At 73.4% G+C, this 13,044-nt stretch carries 14 protein-coding genes; 8 read left to right on the top strand and 6 right to left on the bottom strand.

The window, feature by feature from the left end; translation table 11 throughout:
- Window positions 1–10 precede the first annotated feature (10 nt).
- From ACFY4B_RS25555 to ACFY4B_RS25540, 4 genes are all read right to left on the bottom strand, one after another.
- Window positions 11–844, bottom strand: coding sequence for an ABC transporter permease subunit (locus ACFY4B_RS25555; RefSeq protein ID WP_387971316.1), 834 nt, complete (start codon window positions 842–844; stop codon window positions 11–13).
- A complete protein-coding gene (locus ACFY4B_RS25550; protein WP_387971313.1) occupies window positions 841–1,836 on the bottom strand; it encodes an ABC transporter ATP-binding protein in 996 nt (331 codons plus the stop codon). Before ACFY4B_RS25550 ends, ACFY4B_RS25555 begins: the two co-directional genes overlap by 4 nt.
- 155 nt (window positions 1,837–1,991) lie before the next feature.
- On the bottom strand, window positions 1,992–3,419 hold the full coding sequence (locus tag ACFY4B_RS25545) for an RtcB family protein (protein WP_387971310.1): 1,428 nt from the start codon (window positions 3,417–3,419) through the stop codon (window positions 1,992–1,994).
- Between the two features lie 49 nt (window positions 3,420–3,468).
- The gene (locus tag ACFY4B_RS25540) at window positions 3,469–3,924 is read right to left on the bottom strand and encodes an archease (protein ID WP_049650929.1); all 456 of its coding nucleotides are present in this window, start codon (window positions 3,922–3,924) and stop codon (window positions 3,469–3,471) included.
- A 127-nt stretch (window positions 3,925–4,051) separates the two neighbouring features.
- Between ACFY4B_RS25540 and ACFY4B_RS25535 the strand changes: the two genes are divergently transcribed.
- Both ACFY4B_RS25535 and ACFY4B_RS25530 read left to right on the top strand, forming a co-directional pair.
- Entirely contained in the window at window positions 4,052–4,294 is a 243-nt protein-coding gene (locus tag ACFY4B_RS25535) for a hypothetical protein (RefSeq protein WP_387971308.1), read from the top strand.
- A 170-nt stretch (window positions 4,295–4,464) separates the two neighbouring features.
- Entirely contained in the window at window positions 4,465–6,237 is a 1,773-nt protein-coding gene (locus ACFY4B_RS25530) for a DUF4157 domain-containing protein (RefSeq protein WP_387971305.1), read from the top strand.
- Window positions 6,238–6,295: 58 nt separating this feature from the next.
- Here ACFY4B_RS25530 and ACFY4B_RS25525 read toward each other — a convergent pair whose 3' ends face one another.
- Both ACFY4B_RS25525 and ACFY4B_RS25520 read right to left on the bottom strand, forming a co-directional pair.
- Window positions 6,296–7,486, bottom strand: coding sequence for a sensor histidine kinase (locus ACFY4B_RS25525; protein WP_387971302.1), 1,191 nt, complete (start codon window positions 7,484–7,486; stop codon window positions 6,296–6,298).
- 122 nt (window positions 7,487–7,608) lie between these two features.
- Window positions 7,609–8,274, bottom strand: coding sequence for a response regulator transcription factor (locus tag ACFY4B_RS25520; RefSeq protein ID WP_049650922.1), 666 nt, complete (start codon window positions 8,272–8,274; stop codon window positions 7,609–7,611).
- A gap of 174 nt (window positions 8,275–8,448) precedes the next feature.
- Here ACFY4B_RS25520 and ACFY4B_RS25515 point away from each other — a divergent pair, with 174 nt between their 5' ends.
- The 6 genes from ACFY4B_RS25515 (at window position 8,449) to ACFY4B_RS25490 (ending at window position 13,017) form a co-directional block, all read left to right on the top strand.
- The gene (locus tag ACFY4B_RS25515) at window positions 8,449–8,940 is read left to right on the top strand and encodes a hypothetical protein (RefSeq protein WP_241852966.1); all 492 of its coding nucleotides are present in this window, start codon (window positions 8,449–8,451) and stop codon (window positions 8,938–8,940) included.
- Entirely contained in the window at window positions 8,930–10,021 is a 1,092-nt protein-coding gene (locus tag ACFY4B_RS25510) for a peptidoglycan-binding protein (RefSeq protein ID WP_387971298.1), read from the top strand. The genes ACFY4B_RS25515 and ACFY4B_RS25510 overlap by 11 nt, the downstream gene beginning before the upstream one ends.
- On the top strand, window positions 10,018–10,728 hold the full coding sequence (locus tag ACFY4B_RS25505) for an ABC transporter ATP-binding protein (RefSeq protein WP_074003550.1): 711 nt from the start codon (window positions 10,018–10,020) through the stop codon (window positions 10,726–10,728). Before ACFY4B_RS25510 ends, ACFY4B_RS25505 begins: the two co-directional genes overlap by 4 nt.
- Window positions 10,725–11,921 (top strand): ABC transporter permease, encoded by a 1,197-nt coding sequence (locus ACFY4B_RS25500; protein ID WP_387971294.1) that lies wholly within the window; start codon window positions 10,725–10,727, stop codon window positions 11,919–11,921. The genes ACFY4B_RS25505 and ACFY4B_RS25500 overlap by 4 nt, the downstream gene beginning before the upstream one ends.
- Before the next feature lie 168 nt (window positions 11,922–12,089).
- On the top strand, window positions 12,090–12,554 hold the full coding sequence (locus ACFY4B_RS25495; protein ID WP_387971291.1) for a DUF6228 family protein: 465 nt from the start codon (window positions 12,090–12,092) through the stop codon (window positions 12,552–12,554).
- Window positions 12,547–13,017 carry a hypothetical protein gene (locus ACFY4B_RS25490; RefSeq protein WP_387971288.1) on the top strand — a complete coding sequence of 157 codons (471 nt, stop codon included), beginning with the start codon at window positions 12,547–12,549 and terminating at the stop codon, window positions 13,015–13,017. The genes ACFY4B_RS25495 and ACFY4B_RS25490 overlap by 8 nt, the downstream gene beginning before the upstream one ends.
- The last annotated feature ends 27 nt before the right edge of the window (window positions 13,018–13,044 follow it).

Here is a 13,044-nt window from a genome sequence, read left to right as displayed (position 1 = left end):
CGCCCCGGGATCAGACCGCCAGGTCCCGCCGTTCCAGCAGCCGGAAGGCCGCCACCAGCCCGAGCAGCCCCACCCCGAGCAGCACGCCGAACGCCGCCCACGGCACCCCGCCGTGGCCGAGCACGTCGCCCGGCGCGTAGTAGTGGAACGGGCTGAGGTAACGCAACGGCCGGGCCGGGGACCAGGCCAGCGCGACGAAGTTGAGCGCGAAACCGACCGCGCCGAAGGCGACGGCCGCGCCGACCACATGGGCCCGCCGCCGGCTGACCGCGGAGACCGCCAGCACCGGTCCGGTCAGGCAGAACGCGAGGGCGCAGCCGAGCAGTCCGGCGGTGAACACCGCGCCCTCCGGGACGGCCTCGCGCAGCGGCGCGGAGGCGGCCACCCCGAGCGCGAGGGTCAGCGTGGCGGCGGCGTTGAGCAGCACCGAGGCGGCGACCAGGGCGCCGGTCCGCTCGGCGAGCAGCCGGCGGCGGGAGACCGGGCGGGTCATCAGCAGCTCGATGGTGCCGGACTCGACGTCGGCCGCGACGGCGGCGGCGCCGAGCGAGCCGATCACGGTCAGCTGGAGGGCGATCCAGAACGGGTGGGTGAGCCCGGCGCCGAGCAGGCCGGGGTAACTGGCGATGGAGACGTCGCCGTTGGAACCGCTGAAGGCCTTGAACGCGCCGGGCGGGGTGCGGCCGCCGCCGAACAGGTCGCCGGGCGGGATGGTCCCGGCGATCACCACGATCAGGGCCTCGAAGACGACCATGCCGAACAGCAGGGAGAGCAGCATCCGGCGGCGCCGGTGCAGGGCGAGCCAGACCAGCGGGAGGCGGCGGTTGACGGTGCTCGGGTTCACGGCCGCTCCTCCGGTTCCGGCCGGCTGTCGCCGGCTGATCGCTCCTCGGCCCCGACGGACCGGTAGAGGTCGAGGAAGGCCTCGTCCAGTCCCGCCTCCTCCACCGTCAGGTCGGCGACCGGCAGTTCGGCGAGCAGGGTGCGCACCGCCGCGACCACCTCGTCCGGCGGCACCAGCAGCTCGACCCGCGGGCCGTCCCAGCGCGGGGACCACCGCTCGGCGGCGCCCAGCGGCCGGGCGCCCCGCCCGTCGTCGAGGAGCAGCCGGACCCGGCGGGCCCGGGCCTGGCGCAGTTCGGCCACCGAGCGGACGGTGACCAGCCGGCCGTGGCGGACGATGGCGACCCGGCCGCAGGTCCGCTGCACCTCGGGCAGCACGTGGCTGGAGAGCAGGACGGTCCGCCCGGCCGCGGCCTCCTCGGCGAGCAGTTCGTAGAAGGTCTCCTGGACGAGCGGGTCGAGCCCCTCGCTCGGCTCGTCCAGCACCACCACCGGCGGCCGGTGCTGGAGCGACTGGACGAGTCCGAGCTTCTGCTTCATGCCGCGCGAGTACTGCCCCACCGGCCGGGCCAGGTCGGCCCGGGAGAGCTTCAGCCGCTCGCACAGCTCGCGCTGGCGCGGGACCGGGGCGCCCTGGAGGGCGGCGAGCAGGTCGAGAGTCTGCTGCCCGGTGAGTTCGGGGTAGAGCCGCAGTTCGCCGGGCAGGTAGCCGATCGAGGGGGCGAGCAGGCCGTGGTCGGCCACCGGGTCCAGACCGAGCACCCGCACCTGCCCGTCGCTGGGGCCGAGCAGGCCGACCAGGCAGCGCAGCGTGGTGGTCTTGCCGGCGCCGTTGGGGCCGAGCAGGCCGAACACCTCGCCGGCCTCGACCGACACGTCCAGCTGTTCGATGCCGACCGTACTGCCGTAGCGCTTGGTGAGCGCCCGCAGTTCGATCACCGGACCGCCTCCGGTGCCCCGCCGGTCGACGGCTGGATCCGGGCTTCCCGGCATGACCACCTCCTGTGAGGGACGCGCCCGACGGTGCCGGACGGGCTCCGGCGACGGGATGCGATCCGTCGCCGGACGCGCCCCGGTGACGGACGCGTCCGACATCCAAGCGCGCCCGGCCGGGCGAGTCGAGGGACGCGGCCGAAACGGAGGGTGTCTCACCCCTTGCACACCCCCAGCGGCACCAGCCGGGCGACCTGCCGGGCGAGCCCCGCGGCCTCGGTCACGGCGGCCACCGCGTCGACGTCCTTGTACGCCTCGGGGGTCTCCTCGGCCAGCGCCCGCCAGGAGGCCGGCCGCACCGCGATCCCCCGCGCCTCCAGCTCGCTCTTCAACCGCTCGCCGCGCACGGTGCGCAGCACCTGGTGGCGGCTCAGCACCCGCCCGGCGCCGTGGCAGGCGGAGCGGAAGGCCTCGTTGCCGGGCAGGCCGACCATGACGTACGAGGCGGTGCCCATGGTGCCCGGCACCAGCACCGGCTGCCCGGCCTCCACCAGGTCGGCGGGCAGGTCGGGGTCGCCCGGCGGCAGCGCCCGGGTGGCGCCCTTGCGGTGCACGCACAGCGTCCGGAGCTCGCCGTTCACCTCGTGGGTCTCCAGCTTGGCGAGGTTGTGCGAGACGTCGTAGACCAGCTCCAGCCCGACCCCGAGCACGGTGGCGAAGGCGCGGCGGGCCGCCTCGGCGAGCAGCTGCCGGTTGGCCCGGCCGTAGTTGGCGGCCGCGGTCATGGCGCCCAGGTAGGCACGGCCGCGCGGGGAGTCGACCGGGGTGCAGGCGAGCTGGCGGTCCGGGAGCTCGATCCGGTAGCGGTGCAGTTCGCGGTCCATGGCGCGGACGTGGTCGGTGCAGATCTGGTGGCCGAGGCCGCGCGAACCGCAGTGGATCATGACGCAGACCTGGCCCGGCCGCAGTCCGAAGGCGGCGGCGGTCCGCGGGTCGTGCACCCGGTCGACGGCCTGCACCTCCAGGAAGTGGTTGGCCGAGCCGAGGCTGCCGACCTGCTGCAGCCCGCGCTCGACGGCCCGGGTGCTCACCTCCCCGGGAGCCGCGCCGGCCAGCACGCCACGGTCCTCGCAGCGTTCCAGGTCGCGCGGCACACCGTGGCCGTGCTCGACGGCGTAGCGGGCACCGCCGATCAGCAGCTCGTCCAGCTCCTCCGGTCCGCCGAGCCGCCACAGGCCGCCCCGGCCCAGGCCGCGCGGGACGGCGCGGTCCAGCAGGTCCATCAGGCGGCCGATCCGCTCCGGGTCGAGTTCGTCCCGGCCGACCCCGGCCGCCAGCAGCCGGACCCCGCAGGAGATGTCGAAGCCCACCCCGCCCGGCGAGACCACCCCGCCCCGCTCGACGTCGGTCGCGGCGACCCCGCCGATCGGGAAGCCGTAGCCCCAGTGCACGTCCGGCATCGCGTAGGAGGCGCGGACGATCCCGGGCAGCGTCGCCACGTTCGCCACCTGCTCCAGCGCCTTGTCCCCGGCGGCCTGCGGCAGCAGCGCGGCGCTCGCGAACACCACCCCGGGCACCCGCATCGGCGGGCGCGGCTCGATCCGCCAGCGGTACCGGCCGGCCTCGGTCAGTGCGATCTCCACCTCGCTCACCCCGCTCCCGCGGCTCCGGCCCACCGTGCCGGGACCGGGCTCAGACGTCCACCGTGGCCTGGCAGGTCCAGCCGTCCGGCCCGGCGCTCAGGTCCAGGTCGTGCAGTGAGACGGCCTTCGGCACGGCGCCGACCAGGGCGGCCGTGGCGGCGTCGGCCATCCGGAACCGGACCGCCACCCGACGGGCGCCGTCCAGGCCCTCGATCGGGCCGACCGCCACCGCCACCGGCAGTTCGCCGTCGACGTCCATCCGGTAGACGACCTCCTCCAGGACGCCCGCCAGCAGGTCCGGATCGCTCACCGCGAGGACCGTGCAGCCGCGCTCACCGACGATCCGCGCGCCGGCCAGGTCGGCGAAACTGCCGACGACGCCGTGCACCAGCTCGCCGATGCAGCCCTCCGCCGTCGGCGCCCAGGCCTCGACCCGCAGGTCGGCCGTGTGCGGCACACTCCGGTGCCCGCCGGCGGACCGGCCGGCAGGCTCGTCTCCGTCCACGAGCGACGCCTCCCGCACCCGTTTCCCTCTCCCCTCCAGCCTCGTCCCGCAGCCCACCCGGGGGCAAGTGCGGCCCGCACCGGAGGCCGGGTGCCGCAGCAGGCCCTCGCGCAGGGCGATGGCGTACGTGCGCAGGGCCGTGCGCCAGTCGGCCGATCCGTTCTGGGCGGGGGTCGTCGCCCGGCTGCGGGTGGCCGGGGTGCGCACGGCGCACCACGCCCGGATGCCCGAGCCGACCAACCGGCGTTGCGACGTCGAGCAGATCCGGACCTTCACCGTCCGCGCCGGGCGGATCGTCGGGATCCGCGCCGTGGGCGACCGCCTCGGCGTGTTCATCCAGCTCGGCTGGGACCGGCCGGCCACGGAATGACCGGCGGCGGATCGGGGCCGTTCCCGTGACGGGCGAACGGTGGCCGTGCCTGCACGACGGGCAGCGCGTCATGCCCGATCAGGCAGTCCGGCCTGCCTTCGCGCCTCTGGTGGAGCTCCTGCCCGTCTGTTAGTCAGGAGGGTGACCGCCTGCCGTGCGAGAGGGAGACCATGCACGCCCAGCACAGCGCGAAGACCGATGAGGCCGAGCGCAGCCGTCCACCGGCGAGCAAGCCCGCGATCGGGGGCGCGCCGCCTCTCCTGGCCCTCCAGCGCAGCGTCGGCAACGCGGCGGTCGTCCGGATGCTCCGCCGGACCGGACGGCCTGGGGCTCAGGAACAGCCCCGGCAGGGCGGCGAATTCGACTACGGGCAGGCCGAGCACGCCGTTCAGCGCTCCACCGTCCAGGACGTCCTGCGCTCCCCGGGGCGTCCGCTCGACCACGGCACGCGCGCCGAGATGGAAGGCCGGCTCGGCACGGACTTCTCGGACGTCCGCATCCACACGGACGCGGCCGCGCGGGCCTCGGCAGTGGACGTGGGCGCCCGCGCCTACACTTCCGGCCACCATGTCGTCATCGGCGAGGGCGGCGGCGACAAGCACACCCTCGCCCACGAACTCACCCACGTCATCCAGCAGCGCCAGGGCCCCGTCGCCGGAACGGACGACGGCACCGGGCTGAAGGTCTCCGACCCCTCCGACCGCTTCGAACGCGAGGCCGAGGCCAACGCCGTTCGCGTCATGCGGCGGTCGGTGCTTCCGCCGGCGCGGACCGAGGGCGGAGCCGCCGTCGGCACCCGTACCGACGTAGCGGTGCAGCGCGCGTCGGCGGAGGAGGACCGCGAGGTCGCGGCGAACCTCGCGGAGGCCGCCGGCGGGCGCCTCGGGAGCACCGAGCCGTGGGCGCGCGAGACGTTCGATCCCCATGACACGGAGATCGGCGCGGACAGGACCGGTGTCCACATCGCCAGCGTCCAGGCCCCCACGGACAAGGTGATGAAAGCGGGTGCGCAGTGGTCGGCCGTCGAGCTGGATAAGAAGAAGAAGCTCCTGGGCGAGGCGCTGGACACCGCGTTCCTCGAATGGAGCAAGCGGTACGACCCCGAGCAGGTGTACATCTTCACCGCGCCGGAGTACTACTTCAGCGGCCAGGGCACCCACTTCCTGAGCGGGGACCAGGCAGCCGGCGTGGACGAGTGGCTCGCCGACCGCCTGGCGATCCTGCCCAGCAACTACCTGGTGGTGCCGGGAACCATCGGCCGCCGACGTTCCCTCGACGCGCACGAATCGGACCAGGCGCGCGCCGAACAGCAGGAGGGCCGGAAGCGGCTCAAGGAGAACATGGGTGCCGACAACGGATACGCCAAGGACTCGGTAGCGGAGCTGGAGGAGATCTGGGAGCAAGGACCTGACCCCGACGGGTCGGGCAACGTGACCGTGTTCGACAACTACGCGCGTGTCTTCCAGGGCGGCCAGGATCCGAAGACCTACACGAAGCGTTTCGAGGCGCCGGACTGGGGAGGAGCTCCGGACCGTTCACAGGAGGAGATGGAGCAAGGCTTCTTCGCCATCGGGCAGGAGAACTTCGAGACCACGGTGAAGGGCGTTCAGGTCCGTCTCCAAATATGCTCGGACAACGCCGCGGAGAGCCTCTGGAACGAACCGTACGAAGGCGTCCACATCCTGGTGGCGGCGAACTTCGGCGACGCGGGCGAGAGCCAGGCCAACATGCACGGGGACACCTTCGTCGTGGCCGACTCGGGACATTCCCAGCTCTTCGAGGCCGACAATCCGGTCCCGCCGGCGGACAGCGTCGAGGACCTCCGGTACCACGCTGCCGAGAAGCGGAAGATGACGGGCAAGAGCCCGGAGGCGACCAGCACGAAGGGACCGGTCTCGCTGAACTTCTACCGCACGGCGACCCGGGAACCCAGCGCCCAGTAGGCGCTGGGGCGGTGGGCGAGGCCGATCGCGTGCCCTGCGGGTGCCCCTGGCCGCCGGGTCAGGCCGTGGGGAACTCGACCCGGACGCGCAGTCCGCCCGTGCTGCCGGGGTCGGCGATGACGGTGGCGTGGTGGGCGCGCGCGATGGAGGCGACGATGGACAGGCCGAGGCCCGCGCCCTCACGCGGGCTGTGCCGACGCTCCTGGAGGCGGCGGAAGGGCTCGAAGAGGTAGGGGACCGTCTCCGGCGGCACCTGCGGGCCGGTGTTGGCGACCTCCAGGACGCCGTCGCGCACGTCGACGTCGACCCGGCCGCCGTCGTGGTTGTAGCGCAGGGCGTTGCCGACCAGGTTGCGGACCAGGTGTGCCAGCAGCACCGGATCACCGTCGACGGACACGGGGGCGGTGTCGGTCCGGACGGTGACGCCGTTCGTCCGGGCTTCCTCCGGGGCGGCGCACTCGGCGGCCACCGCGCGGGCCAGCTGGTCCAGTGCGACCGGTTCGCGGTGGTCCAGCCTCTGGTCGGAGACGGACAGCAACAGCAGGCCCTCGATGAGCCGTTCGCTGCTCTCGGAGACCTCGATCAGTTTGCGGCGGACCCGGGCGACGGCGGCCGGGTCCCCGGTGGCCAGCCCGATCTCGGCCGCGGCCCGCTGCACCGCGAGCGGGGTGCGCAGTTCGTGTGCGGCGTTGGCCGCGAACCGCTGCTGGGCACCGACCAGTTGCTCCATGCGATCGAGCATGTCGTCGAAGGTGTCGGCGAGCTGTTTGAGTTCGCCCGGGGGTGCGTCGAGGGCGATCCGCTCGTGCAGGTTCTCGCCCGAGAGCCGCCGCGCCGTGTTGGTGATCACCGCCACCGGGCGCAGCACCCGTCCCGACATCCACCAGGCCAGTGCCATCGAGATGACGGCGAAGGCGGCCAGGGCGATCAGGGAGACGGTCAGCAGCTGGTTCTGGGCGGCCTGCTCGGCGGCCTGGGTGACGACCTTGACGGCCTGGAAGTGGGACTGTCCGCCGTCGGCGGGATCGGCTCCGGCGGGGGCGCTCCCGGGTGGGGCGTTCGCGGGCGCGGCGGTTCCCACCATGAGGGTCTTCGCCGCCGCGGCCGGGTCCGGGGTCGCCAGCGTGGCCAGTCGCGGTTCGACGGCGACGGCCGTGCTGATCGAGGTGTACAGCCCCTCCCGGACCAGGAAGTTGACCAGGACGATGAGCATCGCCCCGGCGAGGACGAGCAGCCCGCCGTAGAGCATGGTCAGCCGGCCCCGCTCCCCGCCCGGCAGCCGCGGGCGTGCTCTGCCGGGCCGCCGCGGGCGCGCTCTGCCCGGCAGCGGAAGCAGCGGAAGGCGGTTCGGGCCGATCGGGGCGGAGCGCCTCACGCCGGGACGCCGATGCGGTAGCCGTGGCCGGGCACGGTGTCGATGACCGAGGGCTCGCCGAGCTTGGCGCGGAGCTTGCTGAGGGCGACCCGGACCGCGTTGGTGCGGTATCCCATGTTCCGCTCCCACACCTGGTCGATCAGGTCCTCACCGCTGACCACGGCGCCCTCGGCCTGCATCAGCACCTCCAGGACGCCGAACTCCTTGCGGGACAGGGCGAGGTAGCGGCCCTCCCGGAAGGCCTGGCGGCGGGCGGTGTCGAGGGTGATGCCGGCACGTTCGATGACCGGCGGAAGGGCGGGGTGGGTGCGGCGGCCGAGGGCCAGGACCCGGGCCAGCAGTTCCTCGTAGGCGAACGGCTTGGTGAGGTAGTCGTCCGCGCCCAGGTCCAGGCCGTCGACGCGGTCGCGGACGGTGCCGGCGGCGGTGAGCATCAGCACCCGGGTCAGCAGCCGCTGCTCGACGACGCTCCGGCACACCTCGTCGCCGTGCGCTCCGGGCAGGTCGCGGTCGAGTACGAGCACGTCGTAGTCGGTGAGGCGCAGCCGTTCCAGCGCGTCGGCGCCGTTGTACACGACGTCGACGGCCAGGGCGTCGCGCCGCAATCCCTCGGCGATCATGTCCGCCAGGAATTCCTCGTCCTCCACGATCAGTACACGCATGACATCAGGTGTACCTGAAAGCCACCTTTCGTCGCCGTAAAGGTCTCGGCTGACAGCGGCGAAACGCGGGTGCGTGCCAGCCTCTGCGTCGTCGGTCACCCGGTATCGGAGACGTATCGGACACGGTGGCCGGCCACTCGCAATCGGACTCGGAGGAATTCCATGCGGAACCACATGCGGAACCACAGGTACGGCGCGGCGGCCGTGCTGGTGGCGGGGATGGCGCTGTTCACCGCGGCCTGTGGCGGAGGCGCCACGGGCTCCGGCGGGGGCGCCGGCTCGGACTCGTCGGGCAGGGGCGCGGCGGCGGACCAGGCCTACGAGCACCGTAAGTGCCTGCGCGAACACGGCGCCCAGGTGAAGGAGCCGGAGCCGGGCCAGGACCCGCGGGGCCTGGTCCTCGAGGGCGGCCAGGACAAGATGGCGGAAGCCCTCAAGGCCTGCGGTGGAGCCGGTGGCGCGGGCGGCGCGAAGATGTCCCAGGCCGACAAGGACAGGGCTCTCAAGTTCGCCCAGTGCATGCGCGGTAACGGCGTGGACATGCCGGACCCGAAGTTCGACGGCGACTCGGCGATGTCGGGACAGGCGATGAAGGTCCCGGAGGGCCCCGACAAGGACAGGTTCGACAAGGCGAACAAGGCGTGCAGTGGTCAGAATGCGGAGTGAGCGCGGGCGGAGCCGCCGAACGTACCTGATCGCCGCGCTGGTCACCTCGGTCTCGCTGGTGGGCGGGGTCACGGCCCTCTCGCAGACCGGCGGCGGCGCGAGCGCCGGCACGGACCGCACGGACGGGCTGCCGCCGAGCACGGGCTCGGTGGAACGGCAGGACCTGAGCAGCCGGACCCAGGTGGACGGGACCCTCGGGTACGCCGAGGAGCGCCGGTTCAACGCCGGTGTGACGGGCACCCTCACCTGGCTCCCGGAGGCCGGCGCGCTGGTGGAACGCGACGGGGTCCTCTACGAGGTCGACGGCCGGAAGGTCCGGCTCATGGTCGGCGAGCGCCCCGTGTACCGGACGCTGAAGGCCGGCGACAAGGGGCCGGACGTCAGACAGCTGAAGGAGAACCTCCGCGCCCTGGGCCACGGCAAGGGGCTGGCCGCGGACGAGGAGTTCACCCCCGGCACCGTGGAGGCGGTCAAGCGCTGGCAGAAGGCCCACGGTCTGACCCAGACCGGCGAGATCGGCCCCGAGCAGATCGCCTTCTCGCCCGGTCCGGTGCGGATCAAGAAGAACGACGCGGCCGTCGGCGACCAGGCCGCTCCCGGCAAGCCGGTCCTCACCACCACCGGCTCCGAACGGCAGGTGCAGATCAGGATCGAGGTCTCCCGGGCCGACCTCGCCAAGCCCGGTACCAGGGTCGAGGTCGCTCTGCCCGGCGGCGGTAGGGCCAAGGGCAAGGTCGCCTCCGTCGACCGCACCATCGGTGAGGACGGCAAGGAGCAGGGCTCCCCGGACAAGCCCGCCAAGATCACCGCCCGGGTGGTCTTCGACGACCCGGGGCAGGCGGAGGGCTTCGACCAGGCACCGGTCACCGTCGAGCTCGAGGGCGAGGTCCGCGAGGACGTGCTGACGGTACCGGTCAACGCCCTGCTCGCGCTGACCGGCGGGGGCTTCGGCATCCAGGTCGTGGAGAACGGGAAGGTGCGCGAAGTCCCGGTCGAGCTCGGCATGTTCGGACAGGGCCGGGTCGAGGTCAGCGGGACCGGCCTGGCCGAGGGAATGAAGGTCGGGGTGCCCACGTCATGAGCGCGGTGGTCGAGTTGAACCAGGTCACCAAGGAGTACCCGGGCGGGGTGGTGGCGCTGCAGGGGGTGGACCTGCGCATCGGAAGCGGCGAACTGCTCGCCATCGTCGGCCCTTCGGGGTCGGGCAAGTCCACCCTGCTGCACATCGTCGGCACCCTGGACCGGCCCAGCGCCGGATCCGTCACCCTGGCGGGCCACGACGTCGCCGCCCTCTCCGACCGCCGGCTGTCCGCCCTGCGCGCCCGGCACATCGGCTTCGTCTTCCAGTCATTCCACCTGGTGGCCGGGGTCAGCGCCCGGGACAACGTCGCCGAGGGCCTGCTCTACTCGGGCCTGCCGCGCGCCCAGCGCCGCAGACGCGCGGCCCTGGCCCTGGAACGGGTCGGGCTCGCGGACCGCATGCACCACCGGCCGCACGAGCTGTCGGGCGGCCAGCGGCAGCGGGTGGCGATCGCCCGGGCGGTGGTCGGCGAGCCGGACCTGCTGCTGGCCGACGAGCCGACCGGCGCGCTGGACTCCGCCTCGAGCGAAGCGGTGATGGAGCTGCTGCACGACCTCAACGCCGACGGTGCCACCATCGCGGTGATCACCCACGACGGCGAGATCGCCGACAGCCTGCCCCGCCAGGTCCGGATCCGCGACGGCCGCGTCGTGGCGGACCTGCGCACCGGCGCCGCCGTCCCGGCCGATCGGGGTGGGGAGCGATGAGCCGCACACGGCTCTCCCCGGCCCGGCTCGGCCCCCGTGACGTCCTCCACGTCGGCTCGGCCGGCCTGCGCACCCGGCCGCTGCGGGTGGTGCTGTCCGCGCTGGGCATCGCCATCGGCATCGCCACCATGATCGCGGTGGTCGGCATCTCCTCCTCCAGCAAGGCCCAACTCCTGCGGCAGCTCGACCGGTTGGGGACCAACCTGCTGGTGGCCTCCCCCGGCCAGGGGCTGTTCGGCGAGAAGGTGAAGCTGCCCGAGGAGTCGGTCGGCATGCTGAGCCGCGTCCCCGGGGTCGAGCAGGTCGGCGCGACCGGTGACCTGGCGCAGTCCGTCCGGCGCAGCGAGAAGATCCCCGACGAGGAGACCGGCGGCATCACCGTGAAGGCCGCCACCGAAGGACTGCTGGACGTCGTACGCGGCGCGGTCGGCTCGGGCACCTGGCTCAACGAGGCCAACGGGCGCTACCCGTCGACGGTGCTCGGACACGTAGCGGCCCAGCGCCTGGGCATCACCGCCCCCGGTCAGCAGGTCCACATCGGCGACCGGTACTTCACCGTCATCGGCATCCTCGACCCGCTGCCGCTGGCTCCCGAGATCGAGCGGGCCGCCCTGGTCGGCTGGGACGGCGCCGGCACGCTGCTGGGCTTCGACGGCCACCCGACCCAGATCTACGAACGGTCGACGGACCGGACGGTCAGCGCGGTCCGCGAGCTGATCCCCCGCACCGTCGATCCGCAGAACCCGCACAACGTGCAGGTCACCGACCCCTCCTCGGCGCTCCAGGCCAAGGCCGCCACCGAGGGGGCGTTCACCGACCTCCTGCTCGGGCTGGGCGGGGTGGCGCTCCTGGTCGGCGGCGTCGGGGTCGCCAACACGATGATCATCTCGGTGCTGGAGAGGCGCCACGAGATCGGACTGCGCCGCTCCCTGGGCGCCACCAGGGGCCAGATCCGCCTCCAGTTCGTGACGGAGTCCCTCCTGCTCTCCGGGCTGGGCGGACTGGCCGGCGTGGCCCTGGGCTCGGCCGCCACCTACGCCTTCGCCGCCTCGGGCGGCCTGCCCTGGGTGGTCCCCCCGTGGGCCGTCACCGGGGGCTTCGCCGCCACCCTGCTCATCGGCACGGTGGCCGGCCTCTACCCGGCCGTCCGGGCCGCCCGCCTCTCCCCGACCCTCGCCCTCCACGCCGGCTAGCGAGCCGCACGGGTGGGGCACCCCTCCGGGCGCCCCACCCGGCGGTCCACGGCGGGTGAGGCAACTCCCATACGCAGGGTGTCACTTGATCCTCATCCTCGCGCGGGACGCCTCCCCGACGCGCAACCCCCGCGACGGGCAGGGCCTCCGTGATCTACCGTTCACCCGGTGAGCTCCCACGACACCGAACCCGACACACCGGCCGCCGTGACAGTCCGCTGCCAGGACAACCGCGCCGTCACCGTACAGCTCCGCGACCCCTCCCGGCCCGACGAGGACCGCGTGCGGTACGCGGTCGAGGCCTCCGCACCGGGGCTGGCCATCCGCGTCGACGAGGTGGTCGCCTGGAACCGGGGCGCCGGCCTGGCGGCCTTCCTCGAGGAACTGGCCGCCGACTTCCGCGGCTGGGACGGACAACGGGTCTGGCAGACCGACGACCGGGACCTCACCGTCAGCGCGGTCTTCCGCTCCGGCGGTCACGTCGGACTGACCTGGACCCTTCGCCCCTGGAGGAGTGCGGCCGGCGGTTGGGAGGCCTCCGTCACGACCTGGCTGGACGCCGGCGAGCAGACGTCCGCCCTCGCGGCCGACGTCCGTGGCTTCCTCACCCAGCAGGACGGCGCCCGTGGCTGACCTGCGGCTCATCTGGACCCTCGACGGACCTGGGTGGGCGGACTGCCGTGTCACGGACGGGCAGAACGATGCCGAAGTCACAGCCTCGTACATCACCAACGCCCCTGAGGACCTCCTGACGGCGATCGCCCGGCTGGTCAGCGGCGAAGCCGAGACACGGGCCCAGTTCGAGGCGGAACCCACCGCTTTCCGGTGGATCTTCTACCGCGAAGGCGACGACGTGTGGATCCGTCTCCTCCGACTACCGGACGGCGCCCGGCACGACAACGCCGGCACCGAGATCTGGTCGACCCAGCAGGACGTCGACACCGTGGCGCGAGCGGTGATCCGATGCTTCGACGACGCCGCCACGAAGTACGGCGAGAGCGGATACCGCGGCAAATGGGGCGAGCACTTCCCCCGCATCGAGCTCGAAGCCCTCAGGTCGCTCTGGCGCACGCACCGGTCCGACCCGGCGGCCTGACCCCCGAACCCGTCGGCCTGCGGTGCT

Origin of the sequence: Kitasatospora sp. NPDC001261 (genome assembly GCF_042896795.1) — a bacterium.
GTDB lineage: Bacteria > Actinomycetota > Actinomycetes > Streptomycetales > Streptomycetaceae > Kitasatospora.
The sequence above is the reverse complement of the archived record's forward strand: the minus strand, read 5'-3'. Positions and strand labels throughout refer to the sequence as shown.

Excerpts from the sequence above, each read along its gene's own strand:
- ACFY4B_RS25515 (WP_241852966.1), top strand. The coding sequence starts at position 8,449 with ATGCGGAACCACAGGTACGGCGCGGCGGCCGTGCTGGTGGCGGGGATG.
- ACFY4B_RS25520 (WP_049650922.1), bottom strand. The coding sequence starts at position 8,274 with ATGCGTGTACTGATCGTGGAGGACGAGGAATTCCTGGCGGACATGATC.
- ACFY4B_RS25550 (WP_387971313.1), bottom strand. The coding sequence starts at position 1,836 with ATGCCGGGAAGCCCGGATCCAGCCGTCGACCGGCGGGGCACCGGAGGC.
- ACFY4B_RS25530 (WP_387971305.1), top strand. The coding sequence starts at position 4,465 with ATGCACGCCCAGCACAGCGCGAAGACCGATGAGGCCGAGCGCAGCCGT.
- ACFY4B_RS25525 (WP_387971302.1), bottom strand. The coding sequence starts at position 7,486 with ATGCTCTACGGCGGGCTGCTCGTCCTCGCCGGGGCGATGCTCATCGTC.
- ACFY4B_RS25505 (WP_074003550.1), top strand. The coding sequence starts at position 10,018 with ATGAGCGCGGTGGTCGAGTTGAACCAGGTCACCAAGGAGTACCCGGGC.
- ACFY4B_RS25510 (WP_387971298.1), top strand. The coding sequence starts at position 8,930 with ATGCGGAGTGAGCGCGGGCGGAGCCGCCGAACGTACCTGATCGCCGCG.
- ACFY4B_RS25500 (WP_387971294.1), top strand. The coding sequence starts at position 10,725 with ATGAGCCGCACACGGCTCTCCCCGGCCCGGCTCGGCCCCCGTGACGTC.